An 18,282-nucleotide genomic window follows, 5' to 3' on the forward strand; every position below is an offset into this window, starting at 1 on the left:
GTGAGCCAGCCGTCCGTGGAGGAGGTCCTTCAGGAACAGATCGCCCGCCACACCGCGCTGGCGGATTCCTTCGTGGTGGCACGCATCCGGTTTTCCCCTTCGGTGAATCCGGACGAAACCATCCTCCACCTTCGCCGGTTCATCAAGCGAAGTGACATCGTCCTCCGGATTCCCGGAGGTGTGCTGATCCTGTTTCCCCACACCCCCAGTGCCTATCTTCACCGGATCGAGGAGCGCCTGCAGTCCATTCTGGAGGGCCGTGTCGCGGAAATGGTCCTGAAGGCCTTCCCGGACGACGGGAACTCCCCTCAGGATCTTCTGGAAGGAACGGCGCCCCGGCGGGTGACGACGTCCCGTCCAGACGATGCGTGGGGGGTGTATTTTGCATCTCCTCTCAAGGTGCTCCACCGGGCCCATGAGCGGGCAAAAGATGGACAGGCCCTGGCGGTGAAACTCCAGGGGCACCCCTGGACCGAACCGGGGCGGTTGCTGGATCAATTCCTGGAGAAGGTTCGCCGGGAAGTTCGGGTGGTGGACCTGTCGGTCATGGAAGGGGAGGAGGTGGATTTCAACCTGTGGAAAGAGTTTTTCGCCGAGGTTTCTGAAGATCTCTCCCCGCGGTCCGTGGCCCGGTCCCTTCAGGATGTGTATACCCTCTGGGTGATCCGGTCGCCCGCCCGGCTTCCCAAAGAGGCGTTTCCGTATCTGCGCGCCATCTGGAACGCGCTCCCCCCGGGCACGTCCCTCCTGCTTCTCTTTGTTCAGGAAGCGGACGAAACCTTTGCTCATCAGGCTGCATTTGAGCAATTTCTGCGCCTTTCGGATGCCCTCATCGAAATCCGCCTTTTCCCCCTCACCCGGGACGATTTTCTCCACATGGCCCGCAACATCCTCGCCCTCTCCCTGCCAGTGGAAGAGCTGGAGCGCAAATTCATCCTTTCCGGAGGATATCCTTCCCTTCTGTTTCCCATCCTGGATCGTGACCTCTCCTTCTTTTACCGGTTGCTGAGCCCTCCGCCTGAACCCATTCGTCTGGCCACCGAGCGGGCCCGCGGGGTGATGAAACCCAGCCTGTTCCAGTTCCTTCAGACCCTTTCTGTCCTGGGCCCCACCTTCACCATGGATTTTGCCCAGAGTCTGTTTGCTTCAGAAGACCCCGTGAAACTCCGGACCTTTCTGGAACGCGCCGAGCAGGAAGGTTGGCTGCGGCGGGAGGAGACGCGGTGGGAATTTGTTCCCCCTCTCTTCTGGAAGGGCCTCTATGCCACCCTTCAGCCACCGGTTCGCCGTCGTTTTCACAAGATCGTGTTCGATCACTTCCAGGCCCGAACGCTGGAAAGCCAGGACATCCAGTTCCTCCTGCAGATGGTCTGGCACGCCTGGGGCATGGAAGATCCGGGCAACGCCCTTTCCGTTTTCCCTTCTCTGCTTGCCTCCGCATCCCACGAGGAGCAGCAGGTGCTCCAGTGGCTGGACGGGTTTCTTGAGGACTTCCGGGACGCCCCCCTTCCCTATCCCGCCCTGGAACAGACCCTGAGCGGTGCCGTGAACTTCCTCCTGGCCCGGGGCGACGCCCGTGCGATTCCCTTTGCGGAGCGTCTTCTGGAACAGGCCATGGGGGAGGAAGCCCGTGCCCGGGCCGCCCTCTTTCTCCTGGAAACCCGCATCCAGCTTGGAGATTTTGCCTATATGGACAGGATCCTGGACGATGCGCGGGTTTCCCGAATGCTTCAAGACAATCCGGAAATGAATCTCCGGATCCGGCTTCGCCAGAGTGTTGCGCGGTGGCTCATGGGTGAAATCCAGGCAGGCAAGGCTCTTCTTGAGGAAAGCCGCCGGGCCCTGTTCACCATGGCCGCCCGATCCCGTGGAACCCTTCCCCTTTCTCTTGAACGCCTGTTTGGCGAACTTCACACCCTGGAAGCAGCCTACGCCCTGGTGGGGGGCTCCCCCGGGCAGGTCCAGCCTCTTCTGGATCAGGCCTCCCGAAGGGCACGACCCGAAGGCTTCACCCTGTTTCTCCGAAACGAAATCGAGGGGATGGCCTCCTTCTTTCTCGGATCGCCCCCCCCTTCCGGAAAGACGGTTCAGGCCCAGATCTGGCAGGCCTTTCATCAACTGGTTCACGGAGACTGGGACCACCTCCGGTCCCGTCTCCACACCTGGAGAGAAGAGCACTCCCGATATGGCCGGCTGGCCCATGCGCTCCTCTCCTGGCTCAACACCCTGCAGCGTCTCGAACGACCCGACCCTCCCGCCCCGGGAGATCCCTCCTGGGTCCAGGCCCTGCTGGCCTGGCTGGATGCCACGGTGGCATGGGTGAAGGATGAACCGCCTCGCTTCCGGAGCTGGACGATACAGGTGGACGAAACCCACGTCCCGGCCCGGGTGCTCCAGGGCATGGCGGAGATGGTGGACCGTTCGGACGTTCTGCCCCATCTTATAAATGCCGCTGAACCCTATCCTGTATTGCGGGCCCTGCTTCTGGAGTGGGCGGGGTGGTTGGGATATCGCCGGGATGGGATGCTGGAGTCCGCGGCGCGGGAAGCCGGGAGTCCCTGGCTGGAAGCCCGCGTTCAGGCCATCCGGGCAGGTTCGTCCCGGGGTCTGCTGGAGCGGGAAGACCAGTGGGCGCTCAAAGCCCTTGAAAAACTCAGACGGACGGTGCAATGAAACTCCATCTTCTCAAAGCCAAACTTCACCGGATCCGGGTGACCGGAAAAGCCCTGGATTATGAAGGAAGCCTGCGGGTGGATCCCGTGTGGATGGACGCGGTGGGGCTCCTTCCCTATGAGCACATTGAGGTGTATAACGTGTCCAACGGGATGCGCTGGACCACCTATGTGATTCCCGGGACCCCCGGGCGGGGCGAAGTGGAACTCAACGGTGCGGCGGCCCGTCTGGGCGAGGTGGGGGACCTGCTCATTGTGTCCGCCTTCGTCTGGCTGGACGAAGAAGAACTCTCGACCTTTTCCCCCCGTGTCGCCCTGTTTGACGGGGAGAATCACCTGATCGAGGTCCGGCGCCTTCCCATCCAGTCCCCCGGGATTCCATCCACGTCCTGAACGGTCCATGAAGGATTGTCCCGCTGTCACCCTTGAACAGGCTCAGGAAGCCATCCGGTGGATCCGGGAAGCCTATGCCGTCGTGTTTCGGGGGGAAACACCCCATGCCCTCACCGGAGGAGTGTGGGATGAGCCTGGATGTCCCGGCGTGTTTGTGACGCTGTGGACCTTCCCCGAACGGGAACTCCGTGGGTGCATCGGGGTGCTGGAGCGGCGATCCCTGGGGGAGCAGATCCGGTGGAGTGCCCTTCAGGCTGCCTTCAACGACCCCCGGTTTCCCCCTCTGCTGTCCCGGGAACTCCCCCACATCGTGATCGAACTGTCCCTCCTTTATGGGTTTGAAGAGGTCACACCGGACGAAGCCCCCCGGCGTCTCATGCCCCATGTGCACGGCGTGGTCCTCTCTCTGGGCTTTCATCGGGGGCTTCTTCTCCCGGAAGTTGCCGAAACCATCCAGGCCCAAACCGGAGAAGACATGCTCCGGGCGGTCGCCCTCAAAGCGGGACTTCCGGAAGACGCATGGCAGAGTCCAAAAGCCCGGATCCAGCTCTTCCGGACCCGTCGTTTCATGGAAACCCGGCCCGGGGGTCCCGTGGAAGAACTCTCCTCCGCCTGATTTCCACCCCCATGAGTCTGAACCCCCTGGACGTGTACCTGGTGAGCAGGGAACTCGAAAGCTTCCTGAGAGGCGCACGCATCCGGGAGGTCCGTGTCACAAACCACAGCCTCTGGGTGCGGATGGATCACCCGCCCCACCTGTTCGTTTCCCTCCACCCCTCCCACCTGGGCGTCGCCCTTTCGGAGGAGGTCTCCGGTGAGGAACTCCCTTTCTTCACGCAGCTTCTTCGCAAACGAAGCATTCAGCGTGTTCGGACGCGCACGGGGGACCGGATCCTCTTCGTGCGGGCGGGAGACCGGGCTCTGGTGGTGGAGTTGACCGGGAAACACCGGAATGTGCTGGTTCTGGATGAAGACACCCGCGTCCTGGCGGCGCGGTTTTCCGCCCGCCTTGCCCCGGGTGAGCCCTATTCTTTCCCCCCCCCGCCCCAGCCCGATTTCCGGACCCTTCTCCAGACCCGGCCTGACCGTCTTTTCCGGGTGGCCCCCTATCTGGAACGGGTTCCGGACCCCATGGCCTATGTGTGCACCGCCCTCCGCCACCCCCAGCCCGTCCTGGTGGAACGTGCCGGGGGGGCCTTCCTGGCTCCTCATCCCGTCCCCCTTCAGAAGGGAGAGCGAATGCACCCCCTCGCCACCTTTTCCGAGGGCTTTCTGAGCCTTCTTCCCCCCGAAAAAGAGGCCCTCCCCCCGCCGCGACAGACCGCCTCCTCCCTCCGGGAACGGCTGGAGCGGGAACGGGAGCAGCTCGCCCACCATGAAGCCTACCGGCGCATTGCCGAACGCATCCTCCGGGAATTCCCCTCTCCCCCGGCAGAACCCATCCTCCTCCGGGAGGACGCGGTGGAGGTGGTGCTCCATCCGGAAGACAATCCTATCGAAGTGGCCGAATCGCTGTTTGCCCGGTACAAGAAGATGAAACGGGGATATGAAACCCTTTCCCGGCGGCTTGCAACTCTGGAAGAGCTCGAAGAGGGTGAACCCACGCCCTCCCGTATCCCCTCGCCCTCACCTTCCCGGGAGGTTCGGCGGCCCTATCGGGTGTTTCGCGGCCCGGAGGGAAGCCGGATCCTGGTGGGCCGGTCCGCTGTGGACAACCACCGCCTCACCTTCCACCTTGCCCCACCCCACGCCTGGTGGTTTCATGGGAAGGATCTTCCCGGCGCCCATGTGGTGATTCCGGACCCCCATCCTCCGTCCCCGGACCTGGAGGAAGCGGCCCGGATCGCTTTGTGGTTTTCCGATGCCCGGGAGTCCGGAGCCGGAGAGGTGTGGGTGACCCGGCGGCGATTCGTCCGGAGTATTCCGGGACAGCCTGGGAAAGTTCGCATACAGAAGGGCGAGGTGTGGCGGGTCATCCTTCCCGAAGGCTGGTCCCCTACTCCATACGAACGCTGACATACACCCAGGTTCGCCCCCCGGGGAGTCCCCGGGCAAGCCAGAGTCCCACATTCTCCCGTTCGATTCGCAGGGCAACGCTCCAGAGGGGGGAAGCCCCCCGTTCCCACAGGCCCTCCAGAAACAAACGAAGAAAGGGAGGGCCCAGCCCCCCATACCCTCTCACCCCCCGAAGAAAGCGTCCTGTACCAGGCCAGCCACGAAGTCCACCGGGGCCTCCCCGGGGCTCGGCCAGCACAGAGTCCACCAGGGTTCCCGCCAGAACGAGCCCCCCTCCTTCCCCCCAGGAGCCCTCAACGGATCCCCGAAGACGGACAAACACCCCTTCCCGCCTGAACAGCGCCCGGATGGAAAGGGTGTCCCTGCCTTTCTGGACCCCTCCCCAGGCGACAACACCTCCGCGGACGGTGGTATCCCACACGCCGTGAAGACCGGCGCCCAGGATGACCTTCTCCCATCCCCATTGCATCCCCCCTTCCACGGACAGGGCGGGCTGATCCGCGTTGAAATACGCCAGGGCTGCGGTCCCCTCCACCGGAACGGTCAGGGGACGACGAAGGTCCAGCCGGGCCCATTCCCGATCTCCCTCACCTTCCACCTGGAGATCCATCCGGGTGAGCCAAGCCGGGATCCACCCGGAAAGACGGCCATTTCCCAGAAAACCCGTCCGGTTCCAGGTGAGGGTGGCCCGGCCCCGGGGCGGGGGAAGGGACCACCGCACCACGGGATGGGTTCCATCCCAGCGGAGATCCGTGGCGAACCCCACCCGCCCAAGCCATGAACGAAGTTCCTGGACCCTGCTCATGCGAAACACCCCTCCCGAACGCCCCTGAAACCATCGAAGAAGGGTGCCGTGGGGAGGATGAACCCGGATGGCGCCCGCGGGAACCAGGGGCCCCTCATCCACATAGGCCGTGTCCTGTCCAAAGCGCAGGAAGGTGGCAAGGGGATAACCCCGGTCGGCCAGTTCCTGAAGAACGATCCGGGACGAAGAAGGCGGACGATCCAGGCAGAAGACAACCCCGTGGCCCACGATCGGGAAGGGACAGGCAAACCAGGTGGCGAACACCAGGATCACGGCACTTCCGGAATCCCCACGAGCCCCTGAAACGTGGCGGGAGGATGCCGGGTGACGCCCGAGAGCACGAGGACGGGGGTGAGCCCCAGGCGGCGCGCCCCTTCCACATCCGTATCCATCCGGTCCCCCACCACCCAGATGTCGGGGGAAGGGGAAAGCCCCAGAAGCTTCAGGGCATGAAGGAACATGGCCGGTTCGGGTTTCCCGAAGGCCCGTTCGGGCGGTCCCCATGCCGCGGAAAGAGAGCTCACCAGAGCCCCGGCTCCCAGATCCAGCATCGCCTCCGCGGGATACGAAACGTCCAGGTTGGTGGCCCAGAAACGGGCGCCTTTCTGGAGTTCGTGAAACGCTCGGTTGAGCCGTTCATAACAGGCGGTTCGGTCCATGCCCACCAGCACCACCTCGGCATCCTGTTCCACGGGACGAAGTTTTGCCTCCTCCAGTTCAGCCCGAAGCCCCTGTTCTCCGATCACAAAAACCCGGCGATACCCCTCCTCCCGCAGGGCTGCGGACGCCACCCTTCCGCTCGTCACCACCCGGGGGGCGTCAAAGCCCAGCTGCCGCAGGCGATCCTCCACCTCCCCGTGGTGGCGGGTGCTGTTGTTGGTGAGGAACACCACCGGAACGCGGCGGGACCATGCCCGCATGCGCTCCAGGTTTTCCTCAAGGACCCGGTTTCCCCGCCAGATCACACCGTCCAGATCACACAAAATGGCCCGGGGGAGTTTCATGATCCGATGTGGCCCAGCACCGCCGCTCCGATGGAAGCACAGTGGAAGTTGATCCGCTCCAGCCCCGAGATCACGTCCAGATGGATGGTGCTCGTGGAAAGGGTTTCCTGCAACCCCTGGGCCAGGCGATCCAGGTGTCGCCCATAGAGTTCCCGTGCATACTGGTTGATCTCGTCCCGCCGCTCCCACGCCCGCTTGGCCAGGGAGGGATCCCAGGAGGTGAACGCCCCGAGGGCGAGTTCAAAAGTCTGGAGCACTTCCCGGTGCAGACTCTCCAGATCTTTCCATCCCTCTTCGGAAAAAGTGAGCCCTTCCCTTCGCATTTTGTGGGCCATGGGCATGAGGTCCCGGGACACGATGTCCCCGATGTGCTCAATTTCTCCCAGCACGTGGAGGGTGGCCACCATCCGGCGGGTGAGGGATGCGGGCATTTCGTGTTCTTCCAGCAGGCGGGAAAGGAACGGGGTGAGGGTGCGCTGGAGGGCGTCGATCTTGTCATCTTCCCGGAGAATACGCTCGATGAGGGCGACATCCCGGGTCCGGAAGGCCTGGAGGCTTTCCCGCACCATGAAAAAGGCGGTGTCCGCCACCTGTAGAACCTTGCGCTGAATGTGGGTCAGGGCGACTTCGGGGTGTTCAAAAAGCTCGGCGCTCAGGGCATCGGTGGGCAGGGCGCTTTCCTGCACGGGCACCAGGCGGATCACCAGTGCCTCTGCGAACCGGAGGAACGGCATGGCCAGCGCGGCCACTCCCAAGTTGAACAGGGTGTGGGCGTTGGCGATGGCCTGGGCCTCCGACCCCGAAAAGGAATGGATCCAGTCGCTCAGGGGGGATGTCCATTTCCAGATCAGGAGCACACCCGTGAGTTTGAAGAGCAGGTGGGCCAGGGCAACCCGCCGACCGTCCACCCCACCTCCGCTGGCCGCCACCAGCGCCGTGAAGGTGGTGCCCACATTGGCCCCCAGGATGATGGGAAAGGCGGCCTCCAGGGACACGAGATGCTGAAAGGCCAGGGAAAGGAGAATCCCGATCACCGCCGCGCTCGAGTGGACCAGGGCTGCGAGGACGGCGCCCAGAAGGAACCCGGCCCAGGCATAGTCCGCCTGCATGGATGCGAGGGCCCGGGCGACTTCCGGATAGGGTTCCAGATAGCCCGCGGCCGAACTCATGAGGGCAATGCTGTAAAACACGAGACCGAAACCGAACAGAGCCCGCCCCAGGGAACGATAGACGGGCAATCGCCGCTCCACCACATACCCCACCGCCACCACAAGAAGAGCGAGATCGAACACGCCCAGGGCAAGAAACTGGACGGTCAGGGTGGTGGCCACCCCACCGCCCAGAACCGCGGCCAGGGCGGAGCGCAGGGGCACCCACCCCGCATCCACAAAGGAGACAAGGAGAACGGAAAACGCCGTGGACGACTGAAAGGCCAGTGTGGCCAGAAAACCGCCCAGAAAGCCGGTCCAGGGACGCCGGGCGAGGCGCCACAGCACGTTACGCACCCGCACCCCCGCAAGTTCCACCAGGCCGCGGCTTCCACGCCGGAACCCAAAGAAAAACAGGGTGAACCCCCCGATGAACAGCACGAGGAGTCGCAGAAGATATCCCCGGTCCAGCACCCATCCCCGGAGGGTCACCACGTCCGTGTCCTCCAGCAGAGAAAAAACGATTTTGACTTCTCCCGGCTTCTCAAGGGGAGGAAGAGCAACCTCCACCCATCCCCGGGCGTCGGAAGAGAGGGTCTCAATCCAGTCCCGCTCGGGTGTGGCGATGGCCACGGTAACCGGGACACCGGGGACCGGGACCGAGTCCATCACCATCACCCGAAAAGGGGAGCGAAAGGGATGTCCAACGGTGGTTCGCTGTCCGTTTCCTGAAAGGTCCATGCCGGTGAGGGAATCCACGGGGAGATGGAGGGAGAGGGCGGCAAGGAACCAGAGCATCATGAGGCAAGCACCTCCCTCAGGGCTTCAAGGACGCGCTCTGCCTGTTCCGGCTCCGTCCAGCGACCGGCGCTCACCCGCACGGACCGGCGTGCATCCCGTTCGGCGTATCCCATCGCGAGAAGGGTGGTGGAGGGGCGTCCACGGCCGGTGGTGCAGGCGCTCGAACTGGAGACGGCGATTCCGCGGATATCCAGTGCCGCGACCATCCGGGTCCCTTCCACAGGGGAAAGAAACAGGGTGGTGTTGGGGAGACGGAGAGTGGAAGGGGCAACCACGGGAAGTCCCAGGGCATGAAGCCCCTCCTCCAGACGTTCCCGGAAGGCCAGTATCCGGGCGCGATCCTCATGGAGCCTCTCCTGGGCCACCTCCAGAGCTTCCGCAAAAGCCCATGCAAGGGGTGCGGGTTCCGTTCCGGGCCGGAGTCCACTCTCCTGTTCCCCCCCATACGCAAGGGGTTCCAGGTCCACATCCACCGGCCGGATGAGGGCCGCGATCCCCCGTGGGCCATACACTTTGTGGGACGAAATCACCAGGAGATGGGCTGCACGCCCCCACGCCAGGAGGTCCTCCTTCCCCGGGATCTGGGAGGCGTCCGCCAGCCACAGCGCCCCGTGGCGTTCCACCCGCTCCCGGATGGCCTCCAGGGGTTGAAGAACCCCGGTTTCTCCGCTTGCCGCCTGAATCACAACGAGTTTTGCACCCCTCTCAAGCGCCCTGTCCAGGTCTGCCAGGCGAATCTGGCCGTTTTCCTCCACACCCATCCAGCACACCGGATGCCCGGAGGCTTGAAGCCGTTCGAGGGGGCGCAGGGCGGCCGGGTGTTCCACCCGGGATCCCGCAAGGGGAAGTCCGGGATTCCGGCGGGCAAAACCCAGAATGGCAAGGTTCAGCGCCTCCGTTGCCGACGCCGTGAAGATCACTTCCTCCGCCCTCCGTCCCGCCGCGGCGGCCACCCGTTCCCGGGCTTCTTCCAGCATGAACCGGGCTTTCTGCCCAAAACGGTGCAGGCTGGACGGGTTCCCGAACGTTTCCATCGCCTTCACCAGCGCTTCCCAGACCCGGGGATCCAGAGGGGTGGTGGCGTTGTAATCCAGATAAAGCATCACCGCCGGGGTTTTTGCGCTTCAAGGGATGCAATATGACGCAGCGCCTGCTCCCGGAGGAGTTCCACCCCAAGGTTCTGGAAGATCTTTTCGGCCTGGCGGAAGGACCGGAGGGCCCGGGGAAGATCCCCCAGGAGGGTGTAGACCTTTCCCTGATCCAGATAAAATTCCCCACGGACCATGGGGATTTTGAGCCTCCGGAGAAGGTTGCGGGCCCGCTGAAGGCTGTCCAGGGCCTCTTCACCTCTTGAAAGGGCTGCCAGGGCCTTGGCCCGGGTGAGATAACCGTACATCCGGGTCGTTCGCCCGCGAAGGCGGGGAAGCACGTCATCCAGGACACGGATCCCTTCTTCCAGATGCCCGGTTTCCCCCTTTTCCAGTTCGGTTTCAAGAACGGTGAGCCACCACCAGAACCGCTGCCGATCGTCCGCAGGAGACATGTTCGGACGGAGTTCTTCCAGCATCACCCTCGCCCGTTCAGGTTCACCGAAAAGAACGTGAAAATACGCCTTTTCGAGTCTTCGATAAAAGACGTTCCCGACCTGCTCCTGATCGATGGCGTGTTCCAGGGCAAGATCCACAAATCCCAGGGCCCGCTCCTTTTCTCCCCGATAGGCATACGCCCAGGCGAGCTGGCCATAAAATCCCGGAAGGATCCGCCGGTAGTCCATTCGGTGCGCGAGGAGAACGGCCTCCTGGAGGGCCTGGATGGCCGCCTCCACATACCCCATGTGGTTGTACACCACCCCCAGATCACCCAGGGTGACCATTCGCCCTTCCAGATAACCGATGGAATCGTACACCGCAAGGGCTTTCTGATAATACTTCAGGGCTTCCTCCAGACGATCCTGATCCAGGAACAGCCCCGCCAGGTTGGTGAGGATCACCCCTTCCCCCCGGCGATCGCCCAGAGAGCGATAGACCTCAAGGGCCTGATGATAAAGTTTTTCGGCCCGCTTCCACTGTTCCCGCTCCTCATGGATCTGGGCCTGGAGGTTGAGGAACTTGGCTTTCACCTCCCCGTCCATCCGGATGATATCGTCCTGAACCCGTTTGAGGAGTTTCTGGGCTTTTCCGTATTGCTGGAGCTGAATGAGGGCCCAGGCCTCTTCCAGGACCAGCCGGATCCGGTGAGGGGTTTCGGGGATCCTCTCTTCAAAACGTCGAGCCTCTTCCAGCGCTTCCCGGTGGCGCCCCCGGGCCACCAGAAGCTGGATCCATGCGATCACCGCCTCCCCCAGAAGATCCTCCGGAATGTCTGAGGCGTGAAGGAGCTCCTGAAAGGCGGCTTCTGCGGCATCGTATTCCCCGAGAAACCAGAATATTTTGCCCCGGCGGAACAGGATCTGATATCGCTCCGGGTCCGAAGAGACGTTTTCCAGAGCGAGTTCAGAAAGCCGCAGAGCCGAGGGATAGGCATAGATGGCCATGGCCTCATCCACCGCCTGGAGGAAAGCCTGAAAGGCCCGAGATCGTTCCCCTGCGTGGTGGAGATGAAAAGCCAGCACCTCGGAAGGCCATCCCCCTTCCCGGGCGATCTCGGCAGCCCGGGCGTGGAGGGCCCGGCGACGCAGGGAAGACATCCGGTCCAGCACGGCCTCCCGGATGACGTCTTCCCGGAAGGCAAAGCCCTCCCGGCTCTCCTCAAGGAATCCCACCCGGGCCAGGTCCTCGAGGGTATCCAGAAGGACCGGAACGGGGTGTCCTGTGACCCGGGCAAGGGTGTCCAGGTCAAACCGGGGGCCCACCACCGCCGCAGCTTCCAGCACCCGGGCGTGGTCCGGGGAGAGCAATCCCAGCTTATAGGTCACCAGAGTCTCCACGCTCCGGGGAGGGCTGTAGTTGGGAGGCAGGCGCAGTTCCCACACGTTCCGGAAACGGAGATACCCGTGGCGATAAAGGTCGGACAGGATTTCGCCCACCAGATAGGGATTCCCTCCAGAAAAGCGGTGGAGGGTGTCCACGATGGCGTCGTCGGGGGCCATGTGCAGGGCACGCTGAAGCAACACCCGGACCTGTTCCCGGGAGAGAGGAGGAACGGCGATTTCCGTGACCCTGCCTTCCCGGTGGAGGGCGTGGAGATAAGAGACAGCCACCCGTTCCTGCTCCTCCTTCCGGAGGGTGGCCACAAACCGGATCCCCGAACGCAGAAGGAAATACAGGAGCTCCTGACTGGCCTCATCCAGCCACTGGAGATCGTCCAGCATCAGCACCTCGGCCGGAGCGGCTTCAAAAAGCCGGAAGATGGCTTCAAACATTCGGGAGCGTGAACCCTTTGGGTCCGGACTCCGTTCCAGGAGATGGCGGAGATCCCCGGCATACACGGGAGGCAACGTCTCAAGAAGATTCGGGTGGGCCTGAAGGATGGCCTGGAGGATCTCCATGAAGGGGGCATAGGGCATGCCCTGAAAGAGGGCATACGCGTTCCCCCGGAAAAAGGGAACGCTCCGCGTCCGCAGGAACTCGGTGACCAGCCGGGTTTTTCCGATGCCCGCCGGCCCGGTGACCAGCACCAGCCCCGGATGCCGGGCGAAAGCCTGCTCCAGAGCCCGTTCCTCCCGGATCCGGGAAATAAAAGACACGGGCCATTCCAGGGTAGGGGTCCGGGTGTGGGCGGACTCCACCCGGTTCCGTCCCAGGTTCTTGGCTCGATACAGCGCTTCATCCGCACGGGCAAACAGATCGTTGAGGGTCCAGCCGTCCACCGGGAAGGTGGCCACGCCGATGCTGGCCGAAATGTCATGCCCGTGCAGGGGAGTTCGCCGGAGGTCCTCCATGAGCCGGTTGGCCACCTTCCACGCGGTGTCCTGATCGGTGTGGGGAAGCACCAGGATGAACTCGTCCCCTCCATACCGGATGATCAGGTCACTGTGGCGAAGGCGGGCCCGGAGAAAGCTCACCAGCTCCCGAAGAACCGCGTCCCCCTCCAGATGACCGTAAGTGTCGTTGATGGCCTTGAAGTTGTCCAGATCCAGAACCAGCATGGAAAGGGGAAGGCCCAGGGAACGCATCTCCTCAAACACCTGAGGGAGGGCTTCCCGCAGGTACCGGCGGTTCAGGGCCCCGGTGAGATCATCCCGATAGTGATCCGAAAACTCCCGCATGGAGTTAGTATATACACTCCTGACCGGCTGTTCAAACAAAGGGGGGCAAATGCCCCCCTGCCCTCAGCTTCTCAGGGCCGCCACGGGTTGTTTCCAGGGAAGGGGCCACTCCTCCTGTTCGAAGAAGAACTTTTCCTCTCCAAAGGCGGGAGTGAGCTCATCCAGCCAGGTGGCCTCGGGATCAAACCGGGCAAAGAACGGACGGTGGACCCAGTCGGGATTCCGTCCCTGGAGAAACCGGAGAACGAACACCTTTTCGCCCCGGATCTCCGCCACACCCAGAACCTGGACCTTCCCGGGTTTGGCCGACATGCTGGGACCCCGCACCGTGCGGGCGAGACCGCTCACCTGCGAATAGGCCTTCCGGAAGATCTCCCACGCCCGAACCAGGGGGAGGGCGAAGTAGTGGTGGGCACCGGTATCCCGGGCCACAAACATATAATAGGGAACCAGTCCCAGGTTCACCTGGGTGCGCCACATCTCGGCCCACACGTCGGGGTCATCGTTGATATGGCGGATTACCGGCGACTGAGTCCGGATCTGGGCGCCCGTGGACCGGATGCGCTCAATGGCCCTGCGCACCACCTCGGTGGACAGCTCCCGCGGATGGTTGAAATGGGCCATGATGGCAAGGTGTTTTCCGGCCTTCACGATCTTCTCAAAGATCCGGAGAAAGTCATCGGCCTCCCGATCGGTAACAAATTTGTAGGGCCAGTACGCCAGGGCTTTGGTTCCGATCCGGATGTTCCGCAGATGAGGGAGGTCCGCTTCCAGCAGAGCGTCAATGTAGGCCCCGAAGATCTTCGCACTCATCACCATGGGATCTCCGCCGGTAAAGAGGAGATCGCTCACCTCTGGATGCGCCTGGAGATAGGCGATGACGTCCTCAATTTCTTTCATGGCGAACTTCAGATCGTCCATGCCCACAAACTGGGGCCACCGGAAGCAGAAGGTGCAATAGGCGTGGCACGTCTGCCCCTGGGAGGGGAAGAAGAGCACGGTTTCGTAATATTTGTGCTGGATCCCGGGGAGTTTTTTCCCGTTGAGTCGCGGTACGTTGAGCTCCATCTGGCCGGCGGGATGCGGGTTGAGTTTCATCCGGATCCGGATGGCCTCGTTCAGAATCTCTTCCTGAGGGGCATTACGTTTCAAAAGGGAGGAAATCGCTTCAAAGTCTTCGGGAACCAGCATTTCGGGCTGGGGAAAATTGAGCCGGTAGATGGGATCGTCCGGCACCTTATCCCAGTCAATCAGCTCGTTCACCACGTAGTTGTTGGTTTTGAAGGGAAGCACCCTTCCCACCACTTCAATGGCCCAGCGGTATTCTTCCGGAAGTTTCTGAATCTGGGGAATTTTGGTGTAATTGTGAAGACCATACGCCTGATACCGGTATCCCTGCATCATGCGTCCTCCTTGTTCGTTCGCACCCACCCCTCTGCACAATGCCATTATAGAGAAAAGCCGGATGGATGTCAAGAAATGCCCGAGAAGCCGGAGAACTGAACGCGCTCTGGGGGATACCTTCTTTGCAAGCCCAATGCGTATCCTGATCTTTCTATCGCTCCGCCACACATACGGACCAATCAAAAAGGGGCGGCCTTCGGCCGCCCCCAAAGGTTCAAAGACCTCCCTCCGATCAGCGCACCACCACCATCCGGCGGGTGAGGGTTTTTCCGGGCGTGGCAAGCTGGAAGAAATACACGCCCGTCGGCAGCTTCATCGCCGCACGAATCCGGTGCTCACCGGCCTCCAGCCGTCCCTTAAAGGGCACGGCCACCCGCCGACCCGCCGGATCATACACCCGGATCTCCACGTCCTGTGTGGTGGGGAGGGCCAGCCGGAATTCCATGGCGCCGCGGTAGGGCCGGAGGGCAAACTGCAGGTGCCGGACCGCCGGTGTCACGCCTTCGGCCACCTCCACATAAGGATAGGTGGTGAAGAGAACGGCCCGACCCGAGTCAATGGGCTCCGCTCCCTGATAGAGCATACCGTCGTGGTAATACGCCACGCCATAGACGGTTCCGCTTCCGTCGTCATATTCAATCCCTACCGTGAAGTCGCTCTGAGGCGGCGTGCGGTTATACTGGACCAGAATTTCCCCATTTCCATCGGGGGTGGTGTGCACCGCGGGATCCAGGAAGATGATCTGAAACTGCTCCAGATCGGAGGAGGCGCCGTAGTGGGGCACATCCACATAGGAGACGATGAACATGCCGCTCGAGGCGTCGTAGTCATACAGGATCTGTCCACCCGAAGAGGGATTCAGGTCGTCCCACAATCCGGCCACAAAGATGTCCGGTGCGGTGGTGGATCCAATGGGATCGTTGGAGAAATCGTTGGTTCCGGGATCGGGACCCAGGGCCACCCACCCGTTGGAGCCCACCCAGAGGGTGTTGTAGGACTGGCCATAATAGGTGAAGTTGAAAGGCAGGGACACGGAAGCCCGGTCGTCATCGGCAAGGGTCAGGGGCGTGCCGGTGCCCGTGATGTCCACCCAGCCGAAGGTGGGGGCATGGGGGTGATAGGGACCGTCCGTGTTGTCCAGGGCAATGTAGGGCCCACCCGCGATATCCGGCGTCCAGAACACCTTCCCGATGGTCAGAGACGTGGTGAAGGTGTCCACAACGTTCGTTCCCGAGAGGGCGAGGGTGAGGCCGGCGGAGGCTCCGTTAGGGATGGACGCCGCGGCGGTTAAGGTGAACACCAGCGTCGCTGTGTCACCGGGGAGAATGTCCCCCACCGTCTGGGGCGTGCCTCCCACCGCGAGGTCGGCCAGGGAGGAGGCAAGGTCCGCCTGCACCCCCAGGGCGGTGTCCGTTCCCATGTTCACAAGTTTCCACACCAGGGTGGCCTGCTCACCCGGATCCACCACGCCGTTGTTGTTGGCACCGGGGAAGGTGTCCAGCACCGTGGTGCCCTGACTCACGAGCACCGCCCCCGTGAGGGGCACGTCCTGCTGGAGAATCACGTCGTCCACATACCAGCCGTCCCGGGTCACCGACCCGTCTGTTTCAAGAAGGAACCGGACATAAACCTGCTGACCCATGAACTGGGAGGGAATCTGAAGGGTCTCTGCCACCCATGTGCTCTGGGTATCGGTGTAGCTCCCGATGGTGGTCCATGCGGCGTTGTCCGCCGTGTCCGTGGCCACCTGGACATAACCGTAGTCATATCCGGACTCGATGTCGTATTTGTGGGAGAAGATGATCCGGGCGAAATAAGCATCCGAAAGGTCGAAAGGCGTGGTGTGGACCAGATAGTTGTGGACATTGTTGCCGTAACTCCCACCCGGTGAATCGGTGTAGGAGGAAGGCGGAGAGTTGTAATCCGCCGTGGTGAGACCCCAACCCTGGTTGGTTACCCAGGGGCCGACGGAAGAAAAGTCATACTGGAACCAGGTGTAATAGGTGGGCTGGCCCAGCTGCACCGTCAGGGTTTCGCTCCGGGCGTATCCCCCGTCTGCGGTGATGTCCACCACGAACTGCGCAGACACGCCGGGGCGCCAGCTGGAGGCAACCGTGAAGGCAAACCCGTCGCCGGACGACGTGTCCCCCTGCACCAGGGTTCCATAAGCTGAAACGTTATCCGTGATGGTGACGGCCGTATCCGCTGGCGGAAGGACGCTCAGGGTGGCATTCACGTTGGAGGCGTCCAGCCCCAGGTTCCGCAGGCGCACATAGAACACCACGCTCTCTCCCGGATCGGCGATGCCGTCGTTGTTGCCCGAGGCGTCGTTCACCGTGTAGCCGGCCACCTTGACGAAGGGGGCGTTCAGGCCCGGGGTACTCTGGATGACTTTCAGGGCGTTGATCCGGCCCCATCCGTAGTCGTTGTTGGGATAGGGGGCGCCCTGAGAGGGCTGGTCCACACCGTAGTTCGTGAGGATGTCATAGATGGTCATGTAGTCCAGCGTGGGGTTCATCTCAAACATCAGGGCGATCACGCCCGTGACATGGGGTGTCGCCATGGAGGTGCCGTCCCAGGTCTGATACCCTCCCCCAGGCACACTGGAGCGAATTCCAGCACCCGGAGCGGAGATGTCGGGTTTGATGTAGTTCCAGTCCGGGCGGCTCCAGTAGGTGGTGTCGGCATAGAGCCCTGTGTTCGGCGCAGGTCCCCGGCTGGAGAAGCTGGCAATGTTGTCGGCATTGTCCGTCGCCCCCACCGCGATCACAATGGGATAGTCTCCTGGACTTCCCACGGTTCCGGACCCGGGACCACTGTTTCCGGCGGCAAACACCGGGATGATGTCCATGGCCCGCCATCCCGTCCAGAGATCGTTCCACAGCCAGGTGTCTCCACCGCCGCCACCCCAGGAGTTGTTCACCGCCTTAAGGTCCAGCCCGGAATCCGCCTTGAGGGAGGTGAACCACTGGACACATTCGATAATGTCCGCATCCGTACCACTTCCACCGGAGTCGAAGGCTTTGCAGGACGCAATCTGGGCGTTGTAGGCCACGCCGATGTCGTCGGCAAAGGGACCCGGTCCGTCCCCTCCGGCGATGGTCCCGGACACGTGGGTCCCGTGCCCGTGGTCGTCATAGGGTGTGGTCTGACCGCCCACCGCATCGTGGAAATAGCCGGAGAAGTTTCCGCTGAGGGCAGGGTGGGAGGGATCAATTCCGGTGTCCAGTACCCCCACCAGGACCCCCTGGCCGGAGAGACCATACTGACTCCACACCGAGTCCGCCTTGATCCGGGCGATGTTCCACTCCACCGCATTCACCCGGGGCGGGTGTTTCGTGGCCGTAGAGGGTTTGCCCAGGACGTGGAAATCGTGCCGAACGGGACGAACCACCTTTACTTCCGGAAGGGCGGCGAGCGTCCGGATCACATCGGGTTTGGCTTTGACATACAGGGCGTTCACGATCCAGAAGGATTTCCACGCCTCCACATCGGGGGACGCGGTGAGGATTTCCACAGCCCGGGACTGGGTGGTCCGGGCGACGTTCCGCTTGAGCTCGGCCATCTCATGATAGGTAAGACGACCCTTGTAGGGGAGGAGGTCCACCTGGTCGGAGAACACCACCAGGGCCTCCACAGGGTTACTCCCGGTCAGGGCAGGTTCCAGTTCGGGGTGAATCACCCCCGCCCACGCCACCACCGGGAGAGCGAGCAACCACCAGCGCATCATGCACCTCCTGTTTGAAACGACATGGGAGGATTATACGGCTTCCCTCTCCCCCTTGCAACTTACCCATGGGTAAGGAAATCCATCGCAATAGAACCCGAGGGA

General features: G+C 62.6%; 11 protein-coding genes. 4 read left to right on the forward strand and 7 right to left on the reverse strand.

Annotated features, from left to right (window positions below; all coding sequences use genetic code 11):
* From AC6HU3_RS02320 to AC6HU3_RS02335, 4 genes are read left to right on the forward strand one after another with little or no spacing between them, the layout of a single operon-like run.
* The gene (locus AC6HU3_RS02320; RefSeq protein ID WP_497474322.1) at positions 1-2,673 is read left to right on the forward strand and encodes an ATP-binding protein; all 2,673 of its coding nucleotides are present in this window, start codon (positions 1-3) and stop codon (positions 2,671-2,673) included.
* Positions 2,670-3,065, forward strand: a complete 396-nt coding sequence (gene panD, locus AC6HU3_RS02325; protein WP_497474324.1) for an aspartate 1-decarboxylase — start codon at positions 2,670-2,672, stop codon at positions 3,063-3,065. The genes AC6HU3_RS02320 and panD overlap by 4 nt, the downstream gene beginning before the upstream one ends.
* A gap of 7 nt (positions 3,066-3,072) precedes the next feature.
* Positions 3,073-3,681 (forward strand): AmmeMemoRadiSam system protein A, encoded by a 609-nt coding sequence (gene amrA / locus AC6HU3_RS02330; protein ID WP_497474325.1) that lies wholly within the window; start codon positions 3,073-3,075, stop codon positions 3,679-3,681.
* Between the two features lie 11 nt (positions 3,682-3,692).
* The gene (locus AC6HU3_RS02335) at positions 3,693-5,081 is read left to right on the forward strand and encodes an NFACT family protein (RefSeq protein WP_497474327.1); all 1,389 of its coding nucleotides are present in this window, start codon (positions 3,693-3,695) and stop codon (positions 5,079-5,081) included.
* Here the strand turns inward: AC6HU3_RS02335 and AC6HU3_RS02340 are convergent.
* From AC6HU3_RS02340 to AC6HU3_RS02370, 7 genes are all read right to left on the reverse strand, one after another.
* The gene (locus AC6HU3_RS02340) at positions 5,062-6,159 is read right to left on the reverse strand and encodes a hypothetical protein (protein ID WP_497474328.1); all 1,098 of its coding nucleotides are present in this window, start codon (positions 6,157-6,159) and stop codon (positions 5,062-5,064) included. The two genes, AC6HU3_RS02335 and AC6HU3_RS02340, sit on opposite strands and share 20 nt — an antisense overlap.
* Positions 6,156-6,890, reverse strand: a complete 735-nt coding sequence (locus AC6HU3_RS02345) for an HAD-IIA family hydrolase (RefSeq protein ID WP_497474329.1) — start codon at positions 6,888-6,890, stop codon at positions 6,156-6,158. The genes AC6HU3_RS02340 and AC6HU3_RS02345 overlap by 4 nt, the downstream gene beginning before the upstream one ends.
* Positions 6,887-8,839 carry a Na/Pi cotransporter family protein gene (locus AC6HU3_RS02350; protein WP_497474331.1) on the reverse strand — a complete coding sequence of 651 codons (1,953 nt, stop codon included), beginning with the start codon at positions 8,837-8,839 and terminating at the stop codon, positions 6,887-6,889. The genes AC6HU3_RS02345 and AC6HU3_RS02350 overlap by 4 nt, the downstream gene beginning before the upstream one ends.
* On the reverse strand, positions 8,836-9,942 hold the full coding sequence (locus AC6HU3_RS02355; protein ID WP_497536275.1) for a cysteine desulfurase family protein: 1,107 nt from the start codon (positions 9,940-9,942) through the stop codon (positions 8,836-8,838). The genes AC6HU3_RS02350 and AC6HU3_RS02355 overlap by 4 nt, the downstream gene beginning before the upstream one ends.
* Entirely contained in the window at positions 9,942-13,046 is a 3,105-nt protein-coding gene (locus tag AC6HU3_RS02360) for a diguanylate cyclase (protein WP_497474332.1), read from the reverse strand. The genes AC6HU3_RS02355 and AC6HU3_RS02360 overlap by 1 nt, the downstream gene beginning before the upstream one ends.
* 63 nt (positions 13,047-13,109) lie before the next feature.
* On the reverse strand, positions 13,110-14,450 hold the full coding sequence (locus AC6HU3_RS02365; RefSeq protein WP_497474334.1) for a KamA family radical SAM protein: 1,341 nt from the start codon (positions 14,448-14,450) through the stop codon (positions 13,110-13,112).
* A gap of 232 nt (positions 14,451-14,682) precedes the next feature.
* Positions 14,683-18,177, reverse strand: a complete 3,495-nt coding sequence (locus AC6HU3_RS02370) for a S8 family serine peptidase (RefSeq protein WP_497474336.1) — start codon at positions 18,175-18,177, stop codon at positions 14,683-14,685.
* Between the last annotated feature and the right edge of the window lie 105 nt (positions 18,178-18,282).

This window comes from Caldifarcimen microaerophilum (assembly GCF_055387105.1).